The organism is Clostridium ragsdalei P11, assembly GCF_001675165.1.
Lineage (GTDB): Bacteria > Bacillota > Clostridia > Clostridiales > Clostridiaceae > Clostridium_B > Clostridium_B ragsdalei.
Genome location: NZ_LROS01000010.1, coordinates 1 through 22,946, shown reverse-complemented (window position 1 = coordinate 22,946; position 22,946 = coordinate 1). Strand labels below are relative to the sequence as shown.

At 31.8% G+C, this 22,946-nt stretch carries 24 protein-coding genes; 4 read left to right on the top strand and 20 right to left on the bottom strand.

The annotated features are described in order from the left end of the window. Nucleotides 1-53: 53 nt before the first annotated feature. From CLRAG_RS04620 to CLRAG_RS04530, 19 genes are all read right to left on the bottom strand, one after another. The gene (locus tag CLRAG_RS04620; RefSeq protein ID WP_338030833.1) at nt 54-1,784 is read right to left on the bottom strand and encodes an ABC transporter ATP-binding protein; all 1,731 of its coding nucleotides are present in this window, start codon (nt 1,782-1,784) and stop codon (nt 54-56) included. After that, nucleotides 1,777-3,540: an ABC transporter ATP-binding protein gene (locus CLRAG_RS04615; RefSeq protein WP_065077366.1), complete on the bottom strand. Its 1,764-nt coding sequence runs from the start codon at nt 3,538-3,540 to the stop codon at nt 1,777-1,779. The genes CLRAG_RS04620 and CLRAG_RS04615 overlap by 8 nt, the downstream gene beginning before the upstream one ends. A gap of 210 nt (nt 3,541-3,750) precedes the next feature. After that, nucleotides 3,751-4,362, bottom strand: coding sequence for a class I SAM-dependent methyltransferase (locus CLRAG_RS04610; RefSeq protein ID WP_065077313.1), 612 nt, complete (start codon nt 4,360-4,362; stop codon nt 3,751-3,753). A 118-nt stretch (nt 4,363-4,480) separates the two neighbouring features. Then, nucleotides 4,481-5,452 carry a helix-turn-helix domain-containing protein gene (locus CLRAG_RS04605; protein ID WP_065077312.1) on the bottom strand — a complete coding sequence of 324 codons (972 nt, stop codon included), beginning with the start codon at nt 5,450-5,452 and terminating at the stop codon, nt 4,481-4,483. Nucleotides 5,453-5,651: 199 nt separating this feature from the next. Continuing rightward, nucleotides 5,652-6,659 carry an alpha/beta hydrolase gene (locus tag CLRAG_RS04600; protein WP_338030832.1) on the bottom strand — a complete coding sequence of 336 codons (1,008 nt, stop codon included), beginning with the start codon at nt 6,657-6,659 and terminating at the stop codon, nt 5,652-5,654. A gap of 282 nt (nt 6,660-6,941) precedes the next feature. After that, entirely contained in the window at nt 6,942-7,709 is a 768-nt protein-coding gene (locus tag CLRAG_RS20830; protein WP_065077365.1) for a helix-turn-helix domain-containing protein, read from the bottom strand. 184 nt (nt 7,710-7,893) lie between these two features. Next, complete coding sequence (locus tag CLRAG_RS04590; protein ID WP_065077310.1) at nt 7,894-9,792, bottom strand: heavy metal translocating P-type ATPase; 1,899 nt, start codon at nt 9,790-9,792, stop codon at nt 7,894-7,896. A 127-nt stretch (nt 9,793-9,919) separates the two neighbouring features. Then, nucleotides 9,920-10,195, bottom strand: coding sequence for a metal-sensing transcriptional repressor (locus tag CLRAG_RS04585; RefSeq protein WP_065077309.1), 276 nt, complete (start codon nt 10,193-10,195; stop codon nt 9,920-9,922). 151 nt (nt 10,196-10,346) lie between these two features. Continuing rightward, entirely contained in the window at nt 10,347-11,189 is an 843-nt protein-coding gene (locus tag CLRAG_RS04580) for a methyl-accepting chemotaxis protein (protein WP_065077364.1), read from the bottom strand. Nucleotides 11,190-11,443: 254 nt separating this feature from the next. Then, complete coding sequence (locus CLRAG_RS04575) at nt 11,444-12,052, bottom strand: DUF3793 family protein (protein WP_065077308.1); 609 nt, start codon at nt 12,050-12,052, stop codon at nt 11,444-11,446. 28 nt (nt 12,053-12,080) lie between these two features. Further along, nucleotides 12,081-12,509 carry a flavodoxin gene (locus tag CLRAG_RS04570; protein WP_065077307.1) on the bottom strand — a complete coding sequence of 143 codons (429 nt, stop codon included), beginning with the start codon at nt 12,507-12,509 and terminating at the stop codon, nt 12,081-12,083. 154 nt (nt 12,510-12,663) lie between these two features. Next, the gene (locus CLRAG_RS04565; protein ID WP_065077306.1) at nt 12,664-12,936 is read right to left on the bottom strand and encodes a winged helix-turn-helix transcriptional regulator; all 273 of its coding nucleotides are present in this window, start codon (nt 12,934-12,936) and stop codon (nt 12,664-12,666) included. Between the two features lie 17 nt (nt 12,937-12,953). Beyond that, on the bottom strand, nt 12,954-13,397 hold the full coding sequence (locus CLRAG_RS04560) for a Fur family transcriptional regulator (RefSeq protein WP_065077305.1): 444 nt from the start codon (nt 13,395-13,397) through the stop codon (nt 12,954-12,956). A gap of 3 nt (nt 13,398-13,400) precedes the next feature. Next, a complete protein-coding gene (locus CLRAG_RS04555) occupies nt 13,401-14,030 on the bottom strand; it encodes an HD-GYP domain-containing protein (protein WP_154104938.1) in 630 nt (209 codons plus the stop codon). A 66-nt stretch (nt 14,031-14,096) separates the two neighbouring features. Further along, complete coding sequence (gene feoB / locus CLRAG_RS04550; protein WP_065077304.1) at nt 14,097-16,142, bottom strand: ferrous iron transport protein B; 2,046 nt, start codon at nt 16,140-16,142, stop codon at nt 14,097-14,099. Nucleotides 16,143-16,163: 21 nt separating this feature from the next. After that, on the bottom strand, nt 16,164-16,397 hold the full coding sequence (locus CLRAG_RS04545) for a FeoA family protein (protein ID WP_013238062.1): 234 nt from the start codon (nt 16,395-16,397) through the stop codon (nt 16,164-16,166). A 24-nt stretch (nt 16,398-16,421) separates the two neighbouring features. Next, entirely contained in the window at nt 16,422-16,658 is a 237-nt protein-coding gene (locus CLRAG_RS04540) for a FeoA family protein (RefSeq protein ID WP_065077303.1), read from the bottom strand. A gap of 201 nt (nt 16,659-16,859) precedes the next feature. Then, on the bottom strand, nt 16,860-17,207 hold the full coding sequence (locus CLRAG_RS04535) for a PqqD family protein (protein WP_065077302.1): 348 nt from the start codon (nt 17,205-17,207) through the stop codon (nt 16,860-16,862). Continuing rightward, nucleotides 17,197-19,116 (bottom strand): OPT family oligopeptide transporter, encoded by a 1,920-nt coding sequence (locus CLRAG_RS04530; protein ID WP_065077301.1) that lies wholly within the window; start codon nt 19,114-19,116, stop codon nt 17,197-17,199. Before CLRAG_RS04530 ends, CLRAG_RS04535 begins: the two co-directional genes overlap by 11 nt. A gap of 274 nt (nt 19,117-19,390) precedes the next feature. Between CLRAG_RS04530 and CLRAG_RS04525 the strand changes: the two genes are divergently transcribed. From CLRAG_RS04525 to CLRAG_RS04510, 4 genes are all read left to right on the top strand, one after another. Further along, nucleotides 19,391-19,957, top strand: coding sequence for a DUF6143 family protein (locus tag CLRAG_RS04525; protein WP_065077300.1), 567 nt, complete (start codon nt 19,391-19,393; stop codon nt 19,955-19,957). Between the two features lie 21 nt (nt 19,958-19,978). After that, nucleotides 19,979-20,548, top strand: a complete 570-nt coding sequence (locus CLRAG_RS04520) for a DUF6143 family protein (RefSeq protein WP_065077299.1) — start codon at nt 19,979-19,981, stop codon at nt 20,546-20,548. A gap of 189 nt (nt 20,549-20,737) precedes the next feature. Next, nucleotides 20,738-21,439, top strand: coding sequence for a FadR/GntR family transcriptional regulator (locus tag CLRAG_RS04515; RefSeq protein WP_065077298.1), 702 nt, complete (start codon nt 20,738-20,740; stop codon nt 21,437-21,439). A 53-nt stretch (nt 21,440-21,492) separates the two neighbouring features. Further along, nucleotides 21,493-22,272: an AraC family transcriptional regulator gene (locus tag CLRAG_RS04510; RefSeq protein WP_065077297.1), complete on the top strand. Its 780-nt coding sequence runs from the start codon at nt 21,493-21,495 to the stop codon at nt 22,270-22,272. Here the strand turns inward: CLRAG_RS04510 and CLRAG_RS04505 are convergent. Continuing rightward, complete coding sequence (locus tag CLRAG_RS04505; protein WP_065077296.1) at nt 22,269-22,649, bottom strand: cupin domain-containing protein; 381 nt, start codon at nt 22,647-22,649, stop codon at nt 22,269-22,271. The two genes, CLRAG_RS04510 and CLRAG_RS04505, sit on opposite strands and share 4 nt — an antisense overlap. Between the last annotated feature and the right edge of the window lie 297 nt (nt 22,650-22,946).

The following is a 22,946-nucleotide window of genomic DNA, read 5'->3' as shown; positions in this document are numbered from 1 at the left end:
AAGTGATTTTTTCAGCAGCCTCCATAAAACTGAGTCAAAATGTCACATATATTTTAAAATTGCCAGGAAGCAGATCTTAATTGCATTTCAGTCATATGCTTATATATCTTACCTTTTTCAACTAATTTACTAGGTCTTCCCTGTTCAGCAACAATGCCATTTTTCAATACTACAATTTTGTGAGCACCTGCTACTGTTCTCATTCTATGTGCAATAATAAGTACTGTTTTATTTTGAATAAGCCTGGATAATGCCTCCTGTATCATAGTTTCATTTTCAACATCCAGTGAAGCTGTTGCCTCATCTAACAATATAATTGGTGCATCCTTTAGAAATGCTCTAGCAATGGATATCCTTTGTCGTTCACCACCAGAAAGTTCAGAACCATTTTCACCAATCATTGTATTCCAGCCTTGCGGAAGCTTTCCTACGAATTCATCACAATGTGCAAATTTTGCAGCCTGTATAACTTCTTCATCTGTTGCATTTTTTCGCCCAATGCGAATATTTTCCATAATAGAATTATTAAATAACGTAACATCTTGAAAAACAATTGAATATAAAGACATTAGTGTTTCAGGATCAATCTTTGAAATGTCCATATTGCCTACCGTAATTTTCCCACTGCTGATATCCCAAAAACGTGCTGCTAATCTAGATACAGTAGTCTTTCCACCACCAGATGGCCCAATAAGTGCTGTCACTTCTCCTTGCTTAGCAGTAAAGGATACATCTTTTAACACAGTTTCTTTATTATCATAAGCAAACGCAACATGATCAAATTCAATATCATATCCTTTATTTGTAAGTTCTTCTGATCCTGTCTGCATCTCATGTCCGAGAATTTCATTCATACGTTCACACTGAATATTGGCTGAGATGATAGCTGCTAAATTCTGTAATGATAGCTGCATAGGATCATATAATCTTGATACCAAAAGCAAAAACATAAAGAAAGTCAAAACATCTAGGCTTCCATCTACAAGAAATATTCCACCAGCTAGTGCAACTGTAGCAATTCCAAGTTTTAAAATCATCTGCGCAGATGCAACAAAAACGGCAGTTCCAAGTTCTGTAATAATTGCACGTTTCTCAACATTTTTAATTTTCACGTCCAGTTCCTTCATATATGCTGTTTCTGCATTGTTTGCTTTCAAATCCCTCACAGATTCTAAGCATTCTTGAATTCCATCTGCACAAGCCATCTTTACATTCATCTGCTTTTTTCCCAATGTACACTGCACTTTTGATGAAAAGAGGACAATTGCAAAAGAAACAGGCAATACCCATAATGCTGCAATTGCCATACGCCAATCAAAGAAAAACAGGCACACTGCAATTATAAAAGTTGAAATAATAGAGCCAATAAGCTCCGGTATCCAATGAGAAGATGCTGTTTCTAGTGTAGAACAATCCGCCATAATTGTACTGGTTAAATCTGATAAATCTTTTTTTCCAAAAAAGGAAAGAGGAAGTTTTCGTAATTTTTCAGCAAGTGATATTCGCCTCACACCACTTTCCACATATGTTGTAAAGAATGTTGCATTATACTGAAAATATGTTGTTATGGATATTAACAGAAGGCATATTACTATTCCAGCTGCATAAAATGGCATATATTTTGACCCAACATTATTATGCATCAAATCTCCAACTAAGTAATAAAGAAGACCCACAGGCATCATTAATACAATATTTGATAATACACAAGCCACAAATGCTTTTATCATGTCCCTTGCGCCTTTTTCTGAAAGAGCATATTTATGCTGCAATTTTTCAATCAATCTCATTTTGAACACCTACCTTCCATTTTGCAGTACTATTATATTCCTTCCACATATGTGCATATAGTCCATCTTTTTGTACCAATTTAGAATGACTTCCTGCTTCACATATTTCTCCATCTTTTATCACATAGATACAGTCCGCTCCTATTACGGTAGACAATCTATGTGCTATCATGATTACTGTTTTTCCTTTTGATAAAGTGGAAAACGCAGCTTGTACCTTTGATTCATTGTCAGGATCAGCAAATGCAGTTGCTTCATCCAGTATAAGAATTGGTGCATTTTTAAGCATTGCTCTTGCAATGGAAATACGCTGGCTTTCACCTCCAGATAGATAATTACCTTTTGTACCAATTATGGTGTCCATTCCATCTGTAAGTTTATCTATAATATCCTCACACCGAGCATCTTTTAACGCCTTTAATACCTCTTCTCGCGCGGCATCTGGTTTTGCAAGACGGACATTTTCAAACATTGAAGTTTTTAAAAGCTTACTATCTTGAAATACAAAGGAAACAGTTTTCATGAGCTCTTCTTTAGAAATATCCTTAACATTTACTCCACCTATTTTAACTTCACCACTATCTACATCCCAAAAACGAGCTATTACATTAGCTAAAGTTGTTTTCCCACTGCCGGAAGGTCCTACAAAAGCCACATGTTCACCCGGATTAATTTTCAGTGAAACATGCTTTAGTGCATCTTCATCAGCATCTTTATAGTGAAATGATACATTTCGAAGCATTATTGAGTTATTTCTTGGATGCCCTGGTGCCTGACTTTCATGTAATGGTTTTATATCCATTACACTATCAATCCTCTCAAGTGCATCTTCCACAATCATCATATTCTCACTGGAATACATGATTTTATTTAAAGTAACTGTTATAATTGGTGTGATAATAATGTAAAACAAAAGATTTAATAAGAATTCATTATTAACCCCATTTCTTGTAAAAAACAAAGCTGCTGCTATTAATACAGCAAAAACGGCATTAATAACTGTAGTGTAAAATGTCATTGGCATACGCAGATCTTTGGTATAAGAAATTACCCATTTTTCATAATTATCAATAGCTGTTTTAAATTTTTTGAAAGAAAAAACAGACTGACCAAAGGTTTTTACTACAGGTATACCACGTACATATTCTACTGCTTCATTTGACATCTGTTCCAATGAATTCTGATACTCTTTCATTTTCTGCTGCATCCTGCTTCCAGTCATTACTGACATAATGCAAAATGCAATTACAACCGGTACTAAACTTAAAATTCCTAAACGCCAATCAAATGCCAAAAGCATAGCAAGCAGGCCAAACGGTGTTACAATTGCAGCTGCACGGTCCGGCAATTGATGTGCCAAATAAGTTTCTGTTGCCGCACTAGACTCATTTACAATTTTTCTGATCTTTCCACTTCCTATACCATCCATGAATCCAAGCGGTAATGTAACAATATGGTGCATAGTCTTTGACCTAATATTTACCTGAACACGAAATGCTGCTACATGAGAGCACATTAAAGCTGCTACATAAATGGCCATGGACAAAGCAGAAAAAAGTACTGCCATATAACCATAATATGTGAGATTTTTTGCACCACTGAAATTTGGTGCAGCATTTAAAACCTCTTTAATAATTTTCCATATAAAAACAAATGGAAGCAGTGCCACAAGTGCACTTGCTGCGGACAAAACCCAGGAAGCTATGGTCAAGTACTTAAATTTTCCAGCATATCCAAATAACTTTGACATACTGGATTCTTTTTTTACTGCAATTTCTCTACTTTCACTTAAAACTTCCACCTCTACATCCCCTTTCTTTAGTTAGTTTTAGCTAACTTGAGTGCATTTTTTAATATATGTTTAGATTTACTTCCACCACCTTTTTAAACATCTCCGAAAATTTTCTTCTTTTATTTAATAACGTACATCAGTCACTTGTTACACTTTCCACAATATAACTTATTTCTTTCTTCCAACAAGGCATATCCAGCTTGTATTCTGTTTTTGGTCTTCTTGTATTACAGTAAATCCTGCTGACTTTAAAATATTTTTTAATTGAATAATGCTATATACTGTCATGCCTTCTATTTTTTTAGACCATTTATCATTTGCCGGATTACCTTCTTCACAACATATCATAAAACATCCTTTTGGTTTCAATATTCTTTCAACTTCTTTAAAATTTTCACATAAATTAGGCCAGAAATATATAGTTTCAAATGCAGTAACAATATCAAAGCTTTTATCTTTATAAGGTATATTATTAACATTACCTATTTTAATCTCGCAATTTTTTTTAATAAAATTTATATTCCTTTTTCTGCTGCACTTTACACTCTCTTCTGAATAATCTATACCTGCAACAAAACCATTTGGACAGCTTTCTAATAATTTGGCTATATTAGCTCCTCCACCGCATCCAACATCAAGCACATAATCTGTACTTTTTAGATTTATATGTTTAAGTCCCCAATCAGCAAGTTTAGCATGACCTGAATTCATCATTTTGAGAATCATTTTCCCACCTAATCCCTTTGGTTTACATGTATTTTGAAATAATCCGTCTAACATACTATCTCCTCCTTTAAACTATATTTTGTAAATATGAAAATTGGATTATAATTAGCATTGACTAACTACAACACAAATTGTAATTCCTTTGAAATTGTTTTTCTACTCTATTTTGTCGTCAATACTCCATTTGGACATTTTTTCGATATACACTTGGATTTACTCCTATAACTTTTTTAAACGCTTCAGAAAATTTACTTGCATTATCATATCCAAGTTTTCCTGCAATCTCATTGATTTCCTCTCCGGTATATTTCAAAAGTTCTGCTGCCTTCTGCATCTTATATGTTTTTATAAAAGAATATATACTGTCCCCATATATTTCTTTAAACACAAGTTTCATTGTTGTAAGAGGAATTTTAAACTTCACTGACAACTGATCTAAAGTTATTTTTTCAGACAGATGAATTAAAAGGTATTTCTTTATTGCTTTTATGATATCTACCTGCCTTTTTGAATAATAATTTTTGCTCTGTTTTAATTCCTCTTGTTCCAGACTGCTTAGGAAAAGAAACAATTCTAAAACTTTTACTTTATAATATCCTTTTCTTATTTTTTGAGATACTGAATACAGTTCTGAAAAAATATGTTCAATGCTCTTACTTTCTTTTATTACTAAAAACCCCTTATTATTTTCACAAAATTTATTTTTTAGTTCTAACAAGTTAACTGAAACATCCTCTAGAATACAGGATAAACACTTAGGTGATTTATCAAGATCCACAGCCACAGTAATTCCATGAAAATGATTTAAAGGAAACTTACAACTGTTTTTCATACTATACTTTTGATTTATAGCAAGATCTCCTTTTGAAATGTAAAGATACTCCCCTTTCCTTGTCTTACATTCAATTATGCCTTCTTTACAATGATTAATTTCCAAAACATTCTTTGGTTGTTCTCCATCTATGTTTACCCACCTAGTATGAACATCATTATAGATTAATTCAATGCCCGGAAACACAGAATAGCTTCTCATAACAGCATTACCATTTAAATTATTAATTTTATAAATTGTACAATCATCATTTCTTCTGATAACTTCTACTTTACTGCCATATAATTGTTTATCTCTCTCCGTTGGATTCATTCCATTGCCCCCATATTAATAACTTTCTATAATAAATATTACGGCCAAAAATTTTCTATTTGCCTTCATGAATTTGAGTGATAACGAATTTCATTATCACTCAAATTATAACATATTATTTTAAAAATTCAAATTGCTGTTTCTATTTTCATTTGATACTGGCTTCGCTTATGGGCACCTTTATTGCCATATATTATCTTTAAATTTTCCAAGATTTAATGCTATTTTCTTCTTTATTAGTCATCATCTCAATCCAATTTATAACCGTATCCAATAACAATTTTGTATTTCCAATATTACAATGGTTTGCAGCATCCTCTTTTTCTGTAAACAATCTAAAGGTTAAAGAATGTACATTAGTTAGTGCATCCATTTCCTCTTTAAATAATTTATAATCTATAAAATGATCATTACTAGCCCCAATAACTAAAACATCCTGTGTAAGATTTGGTCCAACATCTATCATCTGAAATTTATTTAATTTCATAATATAATCATAGGGTGTTTTAGCTTCATATGCATACATTCCATGTTCTGCTCCCCACTTTACCATTTCATCTTTACTCATTGCCACTTTGAAAGCAAAGTTAATAATTCTCTTTGTCTTTAATTTCATGCATATATGCAAAAATAACTTTTGACTTCTAGTTGCCATAGCCATTACGACATCAAGAAAATTTGGGAAGATTGACCATGCTACAACTCTTTTAATTCTTTTATCAAAAGCAGCCGCACGAGGAGCTAACATTCCACCTAATGACGCTCCCATTATCGTAACATCACAAAGCTTCAAATAATCTAAAATTACACCTACTGGTTTTTCCCACTGATATGTGAAAGGCTTTCCTTGTACTCTCATAACTCCGCCTTGACCTGGTCCCTCAAATAAATAAACATCAAAACCATGCTCAGCTAAATAAAGCATTGCAAAAAATAATTCTTCATAATAAGAATCATTTCCACCATGAAGCAAAATAGTATCCTTCCTCACTCCAACAGCTTTAGCATACATCACTGGAAGTTTAACCTCTTCATAAGGCACTTCATATTTTTTTACCGTTCCATCTTCAAAATACTCTTTATAATAATCATAAAAAAGCTTAGAAGCCTTTACATAGTATTTCTTTTTATCTGGATCACCATCATACATAAAAAATTCACTCATTCTATAATAGGCAATTGCTTCTTTTATTCTGTCTTCTAACATAGCAGTATCCCCTAATTTAATCAATTCCTTCTTCCAGGTTTTGCTATTATAAATTTTACCTGCCACTTTTTTAATATCTTCTATATCTCCTTCATTCCACATAACTACACGATTTAATTGATAATTAAAATTTGGATCTTTATTTAAATTATATAAGCCTCTTGAGAATGTTATTTTATCCTTTTTAATTTAAAACTCCTCCCATCAAAAAAAGACATTGCTAAGTCCAAAGCTATGTCTTTATTTTAACTTCTATGTTCATAATTTACTTGCAAATAAACGCTATTCTATTACAACATAACGGATATCATTTTTTACTTCATTAGCTGTTAATCCAAGCATTGCCTTATTTGTATTAGCAAAATGTGAAGAACTATTAAAACCTGCCTTAATAGCTGCATCTGTAATACTGTATCCCTTGTCCAAATATTCATAAGTTTTTCTCATTTTTTCAATTATTAAAAACTGATTTAAAGATATTCTAACCTGCTCCTTAAACAAATGTGATAATCGGCTTTTTGACAAAAACACATGTTTTGCAAGTTCATCTAAAGTTCCCTCAGATATAGTATCTATACAATTTAAATACTCTATAACACTTTTTATTCTATCATCCTTATTTAAAACAACCTTAACTTTAACATTACACACTTCCATAATTTCCTTAAAAGCATTCTTGTATGCACGTGTAATATTTTCTTTTTTAACCTCAATAAACTGACTCCATATTTTTACTATTTTCCTTACATTTTCTTTAGATAATACAGAAAACTGTCTGTGCATAAAATATTGTTCTCGAAGCTCTTTAGCAATATCTGAAGTTTCATCAAATAAAAAAACAAGAACCTGCTGATTTTTACTATCTATGGTGTGAATAATATTAGAATTAATTAAAATTCCATTGCAGCTTATACTTTTTTCTTCAATCGTACAGCTTATTTCGTCCTTCAAACTTATAATTAAATGTTTTGCAAAATGCTTATGCAATTTAGGATCACTATAATCATCTAACAGTAAAATATGATCCATAGAACTATATATTTCTGTCAATTTCATCACTTTCCAATCTTAATGCCAAAATTCCACCATCTAAAAATCCATCAATTATGAAAAAGCGTAATGACATTTTTATTATACATATATTTTATTACAATTATTACACACATACCATTAATAATTTCATAAACTTTTTATATCATTTTTCCTTTTACAAAGTAGTAAAGCTCTTACAACATTAAAGACCTAATAATTGTTCTTTTTTCTTCCATTTCAGTAATAGTGCTGAGTTTATAATTACAAACACAGAACCTGCATTATGCACTAAAGCACCAACAACAGGATTTAGTATACCCGTAATAGCAAGTGTAATAGCAATAAAATTCAGTGTCATTGAAAAAGTAAGATTACACTTTATAGTGAACATCATCCGCTTTGACAGTGCTAACAAATGAGGAAGTTCCTTAACTTCATCATCCACCAATGCTATATCTGCTGCATCTACTGCAATATCGCTGCCAACTCCGCCCATTGCAATTCCAACGTTTGCCATCTTTAAAGCAGGTGCATCATTGATTCCATCTCCAATCATACATACTTCCTGTTTCTTTTTCTGATATGCAGAAATCCAGTTGAGTTTATCCTCTGGTAAGCAATTTGCATGTACCTCTTCAATATGAAGCTGATTTGCAATCGTATTTGAAGCATTCTCATGATCACCAGTTAACAAAACAGGCTGGACACCAAGAGCAGATAAAGAATCAATCATCTTTGAACTTTCCATACGAATGGTATCAGATAACGACAAAAAACCAGTAAGCACTTTATCAACAGCAATATAAATTACCGTACATCCTTGTTTTAAGAAATCTTCTGATTGTACAATTACTGAAGATGCAATTGATACATCACTTTCTTTCATAAGTTCTACATTCCCAGCAAGTATTTCTTTTTCATTCACACTCGCTTCAACACCGCGTCCTGGAATCATGCGAAAATGTTCTGCAGTCGAAACTGAATCTGAAAATTTCTTCTTATAACAGCTTACTACTGCTTTTCCTAAGGGATGCTCCGAAAGTGATTCTGCAGCCGCTGCATATAAATATAATTCATCCGCTGAAATGTCTGAACTAATTGACTTGATTTCTAATACCTGCGGAGTACCATATGTAAGTGTTCCTGTTTTATCAAAGGCAATTTTCGATACTGAGGCAAGTCTCTCTAAGGCATCACCTTCCCGAACAAGAAAACCATGCTTAGTCACATTACCAATAGCCGCCATAATTGCAGTAGGAGTTGCAAGAACCAGTGAGCAAGGGCAGAACACAACCAAAATCGTAACAGCACGTATAATCTCTCCTGATATAAACCATGTTAATCCTGCAGCTGTCAACGCTATTACAACAATCCATGTTGCCCACCTGTCGGCAATACCAACAATTTTTGCTTTTCCTGCATCTGCAAACTGTACAAGACGAATCATACGCTGAATAGAACTATCTTCTCCAACTTTCACAGCTTTCATTTCAAAAGCGCCAAATTGATTTGCAGTGCCGCTGGAAACGTTATCTCCTACTGTTTTATCAACTGGAAGTGATTCTCCTGTCATAACTGCCTGATTAATGGAAGTCTGACCAGATAATATAATTCCATCCACAGGAATTGTTTCACCAGGAAATACCCGAATGATATCATTTATCTTAACTTTTTCAGAAGGAACAATTTCTTCTTTTCCATCAACTAAAACTCTTGCTGTGTGCGGCGTAAGGTGAACAAGCTTTTCAATGCCTGCCCGTGCTCTGGAAACAGTTAAATCTTCCAGCAGCGCACCAAACTGCATAATGAAAGCAACTTCACCCGCGGCAAAATCCTGGCCTATACATACAGAAGCAATAAGTGCAATTGATACCAGCACATCCGCTCTAATATCAAAAGCTGTAACTAGTCCAATAACTGCTTCAATTATGATAGGGATTCCACAAAGAATAATTGCTATCCACGCCATATTAAAAGGCAGTGGAATCAAATTAAAAATACTTGCAATTAGAGCAATTCCGGAAATAATCAATAATATAATATCTTTTTTTGTGCCACCCTTTCCCAATAAGTATTCCAATTTTTCTGCTAATTTTTTCATAAATACCTCCCATTTGAATTATAATATACCTATAGGGGTATATGTATATTGTACCTATGGGGGTATGGGTTGTCAATAATACAATAAAAAAAACAGCCATCTCTGACTGCTCCCAAAATTGTATTTATTAAGTCATATTTGCAAAGCGTTCAACTGCTTTAGTAAAATTTTCAATGGTCTTATCCGCATCACCATGCTCAATTCCATCTCTCACACAATGCTTTATATGTCCTTCTAAAATTACCTGCCCACATTTATGTAATGCAGATTTAGCAGCATTAATTTGTGAAAGAACATCCTCACACGGAACATCTTCATCTATCATCCTATCTACAGCCTGAACCTGTCCGATAATCTTTTTTAATCTTCGATGCAGGTTAGCTGAATCCATACATTGTTTCATATCTACGCCTCCATACCGTTAGGGGTATATGTATATTATATTCATAATAGCAAACTTGTCAAGATTGCATCATCATTCTTTAATTTGTATATGATTGAATTGTGATAATATCTTTTTTCTTTTTACCATTTTATATCACCTTAATAATTCTTTAAATTTCATTTGCAAATTCATTTAGAATCGTAGCCTTAGATGTAAGTTCTTCAATAGTAGCAGTAACTTCTTCAAGACCAGCCGTTTGATCTTCCAATAAACTATTAGAACATTTAAATTTATCATATATTTCATTTATCGAATTTTGTATATTATTTAAAATCATATTTACTTCATCTATTGATTGTTTTGTTGAACTTGAAAGTTTTCTTATCTCTGATGATACCACACTAAATCCCTTTCCGTATTCCCCTGCTCTAGCTGATTCAATTGCAGCATTTAATCCAAGTAAATTAGTCTGTTTTGCAATACCCTTAATAAATGTTAGAACTTCATCAGTTTTTTTAGAGCTTTCTTTTGACTTTTTAATAAATTCTCCAATACTCTCATTGGTTTGATTTATTTGTTGAAACTTAGAAGACATTTCTACTACATTTGAACTCATTTGAGTTAATGATTCTGACAATGTATTAGCTAGATTAGTTATTTTTTCTCTTTTATTTGTTTTGTCAGTGCTCATGCCTATTACCATTGTGCCTTCTATTTTATTATTCACAAAAACCGGGATTCCAATTGTTTCTACAGGTATTCCAAACACTTCTTTTGGTACTGTAATATGTATAACTTCCTTTTTCTTTAAGCACACATCTGCAGCGCAATTTTTAGGTATTTCATCACCTGCTTTAAAATTGGTTGCTAAATTTTCACTATCTTGAACCAAAAGGAATTTTTTAGTATTGGAAATTGTAAATAATAATTCCATTCCAAAATAGTATTTAAAGTACGGCATCATATTGTAAAAAGATTCCATCAACTTATCTTCATGTATTTCCTTTATCACTTTCATTTCCTCTTTTCTCATATTAATTTTCTCACACACACTTTATTCCACATAACATTCATATGAAATGTTTAGTTTATCTTGCATTTATAATTCACTTCTCTATTTAAACAAATAACACATTAGACTATACTTTCGCTATTTATCATAGCTTAAAAATGGCATACCAAAAACATTCCTTTAGAATATTTTTGACATGCCTACAATCAATTATTATATTATTCATTTCATAAGCTTTACCCTGAATTTCAAATTTATACATTTAGTATCAATTGAGTAGGCTTATATCCCTCAAAAATAAGTCCAATCATCTTCTTCTTTATTAAATCATAGCTATTAAAAATAGCTTTAGCATTTTCCACATCATGGTAAACCTTCCAATAGCCTATCATCTTACACTTTATACTAGGGCAATCTACAAATGTTATTACATCTTCTATAGGGTACCCTAGAAATACACCTATCTCGTGTGGACATATTTTCTCAAATCTTTTACTTAAATGGCATAAACATTGGTTAAGATCCATTTCATTTGTATATCCAAACCTATTTAGAAAATCTATATTTTTTTGACACTTTATACTTGTCTCCAACATTTTATCGTTATAGAATAATACTGTTATATTTTTTTTATTCCTGCGCAATTCAAAAAAACTAATCTTTAAATTTTCTTTTATTCTATCCTTATATCTTTCCCATATTAAATTTAGCTTTCTTCCATTATCACTAAATATAATGAGGGAGGCTATTTTTTGTCTTTTTAAAGTTGGAGCACAATGGCATATTATCACATACAATAAGTATTCAAAATCATTATACTCATTAATTATATTAAAAAATTTATTTACTTGTTCTCTACTCATAAATAACCTCCCCTATATTTAAAAATTTTTATTTTTCTGCTAATCTTTCACCTAGTTTTTTACATTTTTCTAGTCCATCATCATCTGGTTCTTCATTTATTATAAGGCTTTCTTCTACGAGATTTGCTCCATACTCCTTCATCTGCTCTTCCCAGTTAGTCATCCAATCTCCACTACCCCAACCATATGAACCAAATAAGCCAATATCTTTATCTTTAATATCCTGCAAAATGGATTCTATAAATGGTTCCATTTCGTTTTCTTCAAGCTGTTCATCACCCATTGCCGGGCATCCAAAAGCAACAACATCTGCACCTGACACGTCTTCTAAACTTGCTTCGCCTACACCAACAAGTTTAACATCTGCATTTCCATTTTTGGCTCCTTCTTGTATTGCTTTTGCCATAGTCTCAGTATTTCCTGTACCACTCCAATAAATAATTGATATTTTTTTCATAACTTAATCCTCCTCGTAATTAATTCTATTTTTAATATGTGACAAAGTCCATTTACAAAACATTAACTTTATCCACTCCAACCACCAACATACTCATATGCATCTTCTTTTTATTTGTTGACTATCATTCTCAATACAGAAGCAACTTTTATTCCTACACTACTGCTTTTCCCTTCTCCGTAAGTTTCCATAAATCTATGCTTATATTGTTTTTACCACTACAGCAACTTTTTTTCTTTTTTGAATCGCAGCACCCACAATCACAACCTGATGAAGCATTCATATTATCTCGCTTTATATATCCAAGTCTTTCAAGCTGGGATATCATTTGTTCTACCATGCTTTCATCTATTCCAAGTTCTTTAGCCATAATTTTATTTGAATACAATCCTCCTTTTGAGAGTCTCTTCAAAATTTTCATAATCATAAAAACCATCCTTTCCTCTAAGTTTTACATTTATCACATAAAACAGATAATATTATACTTACACCTTGAACTGAAACACAATCACTTTTTTCTATGCTTTTCATAAAACTATTTAAATTATCTTTAATGTATTTATCATCTAAATCCATAACTTTATTACATCTAACACATTTAGTATGAATATGAATTTTATATTTTCCAGTACCCTCTAATTCGTAATATCTTTTGTCAGAAACATATATTTCTTTCAAAATTCCTATTTTTTCAAACAGTGAAACATTCCTATATACAGTAGTAACTCCAATATTCTTTTCTTTAAGCTTTTTATAAATTTCATCAGCAGTTATATGCTTCTTACTACCACATATAGCATTTAATATTTTAGTTCTTGAAGAAGTAACCTTATATCCTTTTGCCTTCAATTTTGCTTTCGCATTTTCAATATACTCTAATTTCCTCATATATCAGTATTCCTTTGCTTTAAAACTGGTTATAATTTTTCTAAATTGCAAATTATTATCTAAAACACAGTCTACTATCAATGGATCAAACATGATTCCTTTATTAATATACATTTCATTCATGCACTTTTCAAAGTTTAAAGCTCTTCTATAAGGTCTTGTTGAAGTCATGGCATCTATTGAATCACATACTGAAATCATCCTTGAGCCTAAAGGTATTTCAAATTTTGATAAGCCATTTGGATATCCCTTTCCATCCCATCTTTCATGATGACACAAAACCATCTTGCCTACATTTTTTAATTTTCTCAATTTGCTCAATATATCATACCCAATCTTGGGATGTGCTTTAATGTATTCCCACTCATGGGGCATAAGTTTTCCTTTTTTGTTTAAAATTTCATCTGGTATACCTATCTTACCTATATCATGTAAGTGTGCTGCTATGTGAATAGCTTCAAATTCTTTTCCCTTAATTCCAAGTTTCTTTGCAAGCTCACATACCATAAACGCAACTCTCGCAGAATGCCCACATGTATAACAATCTTTAGCTTCAAGTGCAGTCACGAGGCTTTCGCTTATATCATGATATTTATTTTTATATATAAATGCCAAAACATTATCAAGCAGCACACTTAACTCCTTTCAAATTAATTTAGATTAAATAATATTGAATTTCATTCTCATCAAAAGTGTAATTTAAACAAATCCCATCAATCTTCCTACCTGATATACTATTACTGCACATATCCATCCAATTGCACAAGTATACCCTACTGCTGCCCATGCCCATTTACTTGAATTTGTTTCACTTTTTACTGCTCCTATAGTTGCAACACATGGTACATATAAAAGGCACATTACCATAAATGACATTGCTGTAAGCGGTGTAAAAGTATTTTGTATTGCATGGAAAAGATGTACTCCTTCGTCTACTCCATAAATTGTTCCAAAAGTACCAACAACAGCTTCTTTAGCTGCAAATCCTGTTATAAGTGCAACTCCTGCCTGCCATGTTCCAAAACCTGCCGGTTTAAATATAGGTGATATTAGTGATCCTAATCTTGCTAATATAGTTTTGTCTTGTGGTGCACCTGCTGGTAAATTAGTAAGAATCCAAACAACTATACATACAACTAAAATAACGGTTCCTGCCTTCTTTAAAAAGTGACTTGATTTTTCCCACATGTGAATCAAAATTCCTTTAAGAGTTGGTATACGATATGGAGGTAATTCCATAACAAAATATGAATTTTCACCTTTAAATACTTTTGAGCTAAAGAATTTTCCCATTAATATTGCAACTGCAATACCTAGAGCATAGAGTATAAATACAATAAGTCCGCCTTCACTAAATATACCTACTGTTTTGTTTGCAAAGAATGCTCCAATAAATAATCCATAAATTTCAAGTCTTGCTGGACATGAAATGAAAGGACTTATTAAAATAGCTATCATTCTATCCTTCTTGTTTTCAAGAGTTCTTGCCGACATTATTCCTGCAACATTACAACCTGATCCAATTATAAGTGATACTGCTGTTTTACCGTGAAGCCCAACTGCATGCATGAGCCTGTCCATTACATAAGCAGCTCTTGCCATATATCCGCTGTCTTCCAGAAGGGATATCAAGAAAAACATTATCAAAATCATAGGCATAAATCCAAGTACTGAACCAACACCGCCAAAAATACCATCTCTAACAAAATCGCCCAAAAGTTCAGGTGCCCCTATATGTTGAAGTCCAAAATCCACGCTAGCTCCAAGCTTACCTATCCAGTCATTTACTAAATCCGCAAGTGGCCCATTACCAAGGCCTATTGAAATCTGATAAACCCCAAACATTATAAGTGCAAATATAGGTATTCCAAGCCATTTATTAGTAATTACTTTATCTATTTTATCCGAAACACTTTCTTTAACAACTGTATTTTTCTTTACACTATCTTTAACAACACTGCTTATCTTTTCATACCTTTTATCAATTATAAAAGCATCCGGCTCATAGCCAATAGACTTAGTAATTTTTTCTATACTATTTTGAACCTGTTTCTTTACTGCATTTGTTTTTACTTTCTCACCCACATATTTATTTATATATTCATCATTTTCTATAAGCTTTAATGCTGTCCAAGAAGATGGATATTCAAGAGCTGCAGCTGCTTCTGAAAAAGCAAGTTCTATTTTTCCTGTTTCTCTTTCTACTTCAGCACCGTAATCAATTTTATATAAATTATGCTCTTTTAAATCTCCAAGCTTAACAGCTTCACTTACTAATTCATTTATTCCCTGACCTTTAGTTGCTACTGTTGGAACTGCTGGTATTCCGATAGCACTGGATAATTTTTTCGCATCGATTTGTATATCTTTATTTTTAGCTTCATCCATCATATTAAGTGCTAAAACTACTTTAGCTCCAGTTTCAAGAATCTGCATTGTAAGATATAAATTTCTTTCAAGATTACAGGAATCTACTACATTAATAACCACATCCGGTTTTTCTTTAAGTATAAAATCACGAGCTACAACTTCATCCTCTGAATATGCCCCTAAACTATACGTTCCTGGCAAATCAACTACTGTTATATCTCTACCTTGAAACTTTAATTTTCCTTCCTTTTTTTCAACTGTAACACCAGGCCAGTTCCCTACATGCTGTTTTGAACCTGTAAGTTCATTAAACAAACTAGTTTTACCACAGTTAGGATTGCCGGCTAAAGCAATAACCAAATTTTTATTCATCATCAAGCCTCCAATATATTAACTTTAAACTTCTCTAACCATAACTTTTTGTGCCATTGAACGTCCAAGTACAAGTCTGGTTTCACCAAGTTTTACTACTAAATGTCCTATGTCATTATTCATTATTTTAATTATAGTTCCCTTACTAAGTCCCATTTCCATAAGCTTCTTGCACATAATTTCACTTCCAACTACATCTTTTATTTCGGCGCTTCTCCCCATTGAAACAGCATTCAACGGCATATTGCTTTCAATCATATGAATCACCTCCTAACAAATTTTTTATATTAGCTCTACTAAAATATCTTTTGCTTCATTTTTTCTTAAACTTAAGCTGTATCCTCTAACCTGAAGTTCTATTGGATCACCCATGGGTGCCTTTCCTGCTACAATAATTTCAGTTCCTCTTACAATACCCATGTCCATAATTTTTTTTCTTACTTTACTTTCAGGTAATATTTGAACTACCTTAACTCTTGATTTAATTTTAACTTCATTAAGTCCTATACTATTGGCCATAATATCACTCTCCTAAAAATAGTAAAATTTCATGTACAGTTTTTATTAATTGATATTGATAATCATAATCAACTATATTATATATATTAGTACTTACTTCTAAATATGTCAATAGCATATTTGCTTATATATTCTATTTGAAGTTGGTAAAAATTCATAAAAATAAAGATGGCAGCTATAACATAGTGCCATCTTTTATAATTAATTTATTTTTTCTATATAGTGACAATTAACATCTATATGATTTAAAAATAACAACAATCTTTCATAAAGTGGGTGAGCTTTATCACCATACTTTGCTTCTAGATTTTCTCCAATAGCTTTTACAGTTTTCTTTCCATCTATCTGTAAAAACACATAACTTGCATATTCATCCAAAGTAATTTTTTTATATTCTGGAATTCTAAATTTAATTTTTCTAAAAAACTTTTGAATCTTATGATCTTGTTTTTCGAGTATAGTCACAATGCCGTCTTCATCTACCTCATATTCTAAATTATCAGAGATTTTAAATATTATATTTAAGACCTCTTCGTTGTTATTTGGCATTTTTTTCCTTACTCTTCATTATAGGTATTATTGAAGCTATTATTAGAGCTGCTAATATTACATATCCCATTCCATTAGAAGCAGCAAATCCACTTGGTTCACCTATTTTTATAACATTAGTTACTTGAAGTATTATACCAACAAGTCCTATTATGGAACCACCAGCAACCAGTCCAGATGATAAACTTACACCATTAGAAACTCTAGCTTCTTTTTGCTTTTCAGTTTTAGAAGTTTTTTCTACAAATAGACGAACAAATGCACCTATTAATATTATGGCATTTGTAGATATTGGCAAATAGAATCCTATGGCAATTGTCATTACAGGAAGTTTTAATAAGAACAAAGTAAATCCCATAACAATACCAACAATTATCATAACCCAAGGTAAACTACCTGACATTATACCGCCAGTTAATGTTGACATTAGATTAGCTTGAGGTAATGCAAATGGCACGTTATCACCAGTCATAGCAAGCTGGCTTGAAAGTAACATTATAACGCCAGTAACTACTGCAGCACCAACTATACCAGCTATAGCAAAGTATTTTTGCATTTCATTTTTGTCACCGCCAACTATAAAAGTGACTTTTTGTGATTGACAGTAACCTCCAGCTGCAGATATAGCAGTAACTATAAACGTACCAAATAAAAGTAAAGACCTGTTATTTCCAGGGTTTTTCCATCCCATTGTAACAAATAATAATGTTACAATAACTATAGAAGCTATAGTCATACCGGATACGGGAAGATTTGAAGTTCCTATAGTACCAGTTAAACGACCAGCAACTATAACAAATAATAATGATAATACTAGTGATAAAATAGAAGCAGTTATTGCCATTAGTATATTACCACCAGATATCATGAAACCACCTATAAAGCCTATTATTATACCACCAAATAATATTAAGTTTTCAGCAGATGAACTTCCAGAACCTTTTGATGACTTGACACCAAGAGTTTCTTTTATGGAAGATACTATAGTTGGTATAAGTTTTATAGCACCTATAAAACCTCCAGAAAGCATCATGCCTGCTCCAATATATTTTACATAGCTGCCTGCTATATGCTTAACTTGCATGGCATTTAAAGCAACATGTGAATTATTCCATACAGTTGCACCGCCTTTTCCAAGAGAAACAAAATAACCTATTAAAGGTGTAACAGCAAAGTTAGATAATATAGAACCCGCAAACATAGTTAAGGAAACATCTATGCCAACTATAAATCCTATACCTAATAATAGTGGATTGGCTTCAACTTCAAATTTCCACTTGTAAAAGGACTCGTTTACATAGCTTATAACATTGTTAGCTACATTTAAAAATGAACTAGTAAAAACAGTTATAATACCGCCTATTCCAAAGCCTATTCCCATGTACTTCACTGATTCTTTAGCACCTTCTGAAGCAACAAGTGTTTCAGATATAGCCATTGACTCAGGGTACATCAATTTACCATGTTCTTCAACTATTAAATAATTGTAAACAAGAGAAGCTACTCCTATACCGAATAAAACACCTCCTACACCAACAACAAAACCTTCAAAGAAAGAAACTTTTGAACCTATTAAAATTATTGCTGGTAAAACAAATATCATACCACTAGCGATAGATTCTCCACCACTTGACATACCTTGAACTAAATTTTTGCCAAGGATACCTTTCTGTTTAGCAAATATAGCTATAAATACAGAACCTATTATAGAACCAGGTATACCAGCAGCAACTGTAAGCCCTGATTTCATACCTGAATAGGCAGTAGATGCTGCAAATAGTACAGCTAGAATAATACCGATTGTTAATACAGCAGCATTTCCACCAGATTTAGAGCCACTGGAAATGTAAGGGACATAGTCTTTACCAGCTATGCCGCCATATGCATCTTTAGATAACTTTTTATTCATAATATGTACCTCCTTTATATTTTACAATCATAATTATAGCATAATTAATGCTAAAAATGCACTTTTAAATTTTTACAAATAATAGAATTGTTTCATTATGTAAATTAAAATAACTTTAAACTTGCAATAATGATGCTATTTGTGATCAACGATAACAAATTATTCATAATGTTTTTATTGGACGTGCTCTCACAAAACTTATACAGTACAAATATTATATGACTAAGAAGTGTATTTTCCATAAGAAAATACCTTAATAGGAGATGTGATAAAAGTGGAAAATTATAAAAATTCAATTTTTTTGCCTAATCCAATAACTCAAGTGGCTGATATGCCTTATGCTTTATATTTATCACTTCAAGGAAAGTACTTTGTAGGATATGCAGATGATATGAAATTTCAAGATAAAAATATAGCATGGGCAGGATTAGTAAATCCAGTTAATTCTAGAGTAAATCTTTATATATATGTTTGGACTGTTACAAATGTCGGAAAGTCGCCATTAACAGCGCGAATATGGTTTAATGCAGAACCATCTGGTGAGCCTATTAAATCAGAATTAGTAACACCTGCCAACACTGCCCTTAAGCCATTACCAATACCAAGAGTAAATTTACTTCAAGCAAATAATGTGCTTAATGAGCCCTATGATGGAGACAATGTATTTACAAGGAAAGTTACTCCGGAAGTTACAATTGCAAGTGAAGAGGTTGGTAAATTTATATTTCCACCAGGAGGATCATTTATTATTTCCTTGTCAAATTTAGAGGAATCAAATCAAATTGGAGAAGGTCGAGTCGCTTTTGGATGGTTGGAAGAAAAAATTCAAGAAATCAAATAGAGAATAGGAGGATTATCTTAAATGGGAAGCTGCAATAACAACAAAAAATCAGTTTTTTTAGCAAATCCAATAACTCAAGTAGCCAGTATGCCATATGCTTTGTATCTATCACTTCAAGGAAAATATTTTGTTGGGGCTACAGATGAACTAGAATTTGGGAATAGTAAAAGTGCATGGGCAGGTTTATTCAATCCTAATAATTCAGGTGTTAACTTACATGTTTATTTTTGGCAGGTTTCAAATACAGGACAATCACCAATAAGAGCCCAAATATGGTTTAATAGTCAGCCATCAGGAAATGCAATAAGAGTTACAACAGTAATTCCTGGCAATACAGCTCTTTGTCCACCGCCTAAACCCAAAATAGGATTATTTGAGGCAATTAATGTAATTAATGAGCCCCTTGGAGGTAAAAAAGCTTTCGTTAGAAGAGCTCTTCCAGACGTTACAGTTGGTGATGAGGAAGTTGGAAAGTTTATATTTCCTCCTGGAGGATCATTTCTAATTTTCTTATCAAACCCTGAAACCCCTAATCAGTCTGCTGCAGCAACTGTAGGTTATGCATGGTGGGAAGAAAAAATAATATGTTAATAAACAGAGTTCTTAGCATCAGGCGGAGTTTTAAACTCCACCTTATGTTTATTAACAGGATTCTTATTCAATTTCATTTCCAATTGCCCTAACTTTAAACTTCTCATCACATACATCTTTAGCATACACTTCAATTTCTATCCCACTTATGATAACATTATATAGACTTAAATATACAAAGGAGTTACTATGTCTGAAACCACTGAAAATAAAAATGTAGTTCAATCTATTATTGAAAAAATACAAAATATGATATTACATGATGAATTGAAAATTGGCGATAAATTACCGCCTGAAAGACAACTAACAGAAATATGGAAGGTTGGACGTCCGGCTTTAAGAGAAGCTTTAAAAGCTCTCGAGATAATTGGCTTAATCGAAAGGAAACATGGTCAGGGAAACTTTATATCTAACAATATTAATGACAGTTACTATAAGCCGCTGTCCATATCCTTTAAATTGAGCAATGGGAGTATTGAAGACTTATTTGATCTTAGAGAAGTCCTGGAATCTTCCTCTGTAAAAGCTGCTGCCAAAAAGGCCTCAAACCAAGACATAAAAAAATTATATAAAACATATAAAAACATGGTAAATGAAAATGATGAAAGTAAAAAAGCAGAATTTGATAAAGAATTCCACTATGAAATCATCAAATTATCAGGTAATGAATTATTTATCACCACATGGAACAGTCTTTCCTACTTAATGGATATTTTTATTGACAAAACCGTAAATATTTCACTATACGAAGAAAAATCTATACATAATATATACGAAGAACACTTATGCATCCTTAAAGCTATAGAAAACCATGATCCCGATGCTGCCGCAGAGGCTCTTGAACATCATCTTAAGAAAATAGATATAGAATTGCTTAAAAAGCTTAAATAATTAGGTTACACTATATATTAATAGAATTAAATTATAAGTAGGTGATTATTAGTATGTATAGAGAAAAAAATAAAATTAATTTCTATTGTAATAAAAATGTTGAGATAATTAGGGAAAAAAGTTTCCATTCATTTCCAAGACACAGCCATAATGCATTCTGTATTGGAATAGTTACAAATGGAATAATACGATTAAACGTAGAACGACAAGAATACTTGTTGGAAAAAGGTGATGTATACTTTATTCCCCCACACATTGAACATACAATTTCTGCAATTAATAAAACTCAATATGAATATATAGTGCTATGTATGAATTCTAATGTAAAAAAATATAATAATAATTCCTTATGCAGGTATGTTTTTAAAGATAGAATAGTGGAAATGGCAATTTTAAACATGATACAAAATTATAATCATAGTAATAATACTGTTTGTTTTGAAAATATACTATTGTATTTTCTGAAACAATATATAAAAATAGATCATAATTGTAAAAAGCACACGAACATCAAAATAATATCATTAACTTCAGATTTCATAAAGGATAATTTGAATGAAACTTTTAATTTGCAAAAATTATCAAATTATGCCAATATATCAAAATATCATTTGTTAAGATTATTTAAAAATCAGATGGGCGTTACCCCATATCAATTTTATATTCAGGAAAAAATAAAGCAGATCCGAAAAGGGCTGCTAAAACAGCAGCCCATTTCTGACTTAGTATTTAATTTCAATTTTTCAGATGAAAGCCACCTGTGCAATACTTTTAAAAAGCATATTGGTATAACACCAATGCAATTTAAAAGCAGCTGCAGAAATTTTGATTAAAGAGCAGGTGTAAATTTGGCAAGAATATATATTCCGTTTTTTCCTGCTTCTACTTTATGAGAAACATTTTCAGGAATAACGCCAACAGTACCTACTGTATAATTAATTTTATTTTCACCAATATAGCAAGTTGCATCACCAGAAATAACTTCATGTATTTCTAAACTATTTTCATGTATATGAGTATCTAATGTGCAAAATGGCTCAACCCTAACTAAAACGCAGCTAATTTTATTATTTGTCATGTCTCCTGTTACAAGATTTTTTAGACAAACTCCTTTAAACTTTGGATGAGGATTAAAAGTCTTATCTTTTGATTTAATAATTTCAGATATAGTACCAATTTGTCCATTTTCAAAACAATTACCAATATTCATATTCATTACCTCCAATAATTTTATACGACTATAATATCAAATTGTTATATTTATGTATTGTAAGATATTGCGGTATTTGTAATAAACCTTTAGTAATTCGTTTTATGAACTATCTCCAAAATTATTAACATATATTATATATTAGAAATAATTTAATATATATTTAACTATATAGGGTTTCTAAGTGATAATTTAACTTATACTAGGAAACTTCTAGCATAAGCTAATGAATGAATCTTAGCAAAATTAGAATTAAGTTCGTCAAAAAGAATTTTAATATCTGATACTAATTCCCAT

Coding starts and splice junctions, on each gene's coding strand:
- CLRAG_RS04610 (WP_065077313.1), bottom strand. CDS start 4,362: ATGTTAGACGGATTATTTCAAAATACATGTAAACCAAAGGGATTAGGT.
- CLRAG_RS04570 (WP_065077307.1), bottom strand. CDS start 12,509: ATGAAAAAAATATCAATTATTTATTGGAGTGGTACAGGAAATACTGAG.
- CLRAG_RS04520 (WP_065077299.1), top strand. CDS start 19,979: ATGGGAAGCTGCAATAACAACAAAAAATCAGTTTTTTTAGCAAATCCA.
- CLRAG_RS04600 (WP_338030832.1), bottom strand. CDS start 6,659: ATGTTAGAAGACAGAATAAAAGAAGCAATTGCCTATTATAGAATGAGT.
- CLRAG_RS04575 (WP_065077308.1), bottom strand. CDS start 12,052: ATGAGTAGAGAACAAGTAAATAAATTTTTTAATATAATTAATGAGTAT.
- CLRAG_RS04505 (WP_065077296.1), bottom strand. CDS start 22,649: ATGAATATTGGTAATTGTTTTGAAAATGGACAAATTGGTACTATATCT.
- CLRAG_RS04560 (WP_065077305.1), bottom strand. CDS start 13,397: ATGAGGAAATTAGAGTATATTGAAAATGCGAAAGCAAAATTGAAGGCA.
- CLRAG_RS04605 (WP_065077312.1), bottom strand. CDS start 5,452: ATGAATCCAACGGAGAGAGATAAACAATTATATGGCAGTAAAGTAGAA.
- CLRAG_RS04515 (WP_065077298.1), top strand. CDS start 20,738: ATGTCTGAAACCACTGAAAATAAAAATGTAGTTCAATCTATTATTGAA.
- CLRAG_RS04540 (WP_065077303.1), bottom strand. CDS start 16,658: ATGGCCAATAGTATAGGACTTAATGAAGTTAAAATTAAATCAAGAGTT.
- CLRAG_RS04565 (WP_065077306.1), bottom strand. CDS start 12,936: ATGATTATGAAAATTTTGAAGAGACTCTCAAAAGGAGGATTGTATTCA.
- CLRAG_RS04510 (WP_065077297.1), top strand. CDS start 21,493: ATGTATAGAGAAAAAAATAAAATTAATTTCTATTGTAATAAAAATGTT.
- feoB (WP_065077304.1), bottom strand. CDS start 16,142: ATGATGAATAAAAATTTGGTTATTGCTTTAGCCGGCAATCCTAACTGT.
- CLRAG_RS04530 (WP_065077301.1), bottom strand. CDS start 19,116: ATGAATAAAAAGTTATCTAAAGATGCATATGGCGGCATAGCTGGTAAA.
- CLRAG_RS04545 (WP_013238062.1), bottom strand. CDS start 16,397: ATGATTGAAAGCAATATGCCGTTGAATGCTGTTTCAATGGGGAGAAGC.
- CLRAG_RS04535 (WP_065077302.1), bottom strand. CDS start 17,207: ATGCCAAATAACAACGAAGAGGTCTTAAATATAATATTTAAAATCTCT.
- CLRAG_RS04615 (WP_065077366.1), bottom strand. CDS start 3,540: ATGTCAAAGTTATTTGGATATGCTGGAAAATTTAAGTACTTGACCATA.
- CLRAG_RS04585 (WP_065077309.1), bottom strand. CDS start 10,195: ATGAAACAATGTATGGATTCAGCTAACCTGCATCGAAGATTAAAAAAG.
- CLRAG_RS04590 (WP_065077310.1), bottom strand. CDS start 9,792: ATGAAAAAATTAGCAGAAAAATTGGAATACTTATTGGGAAAGGGTGGC.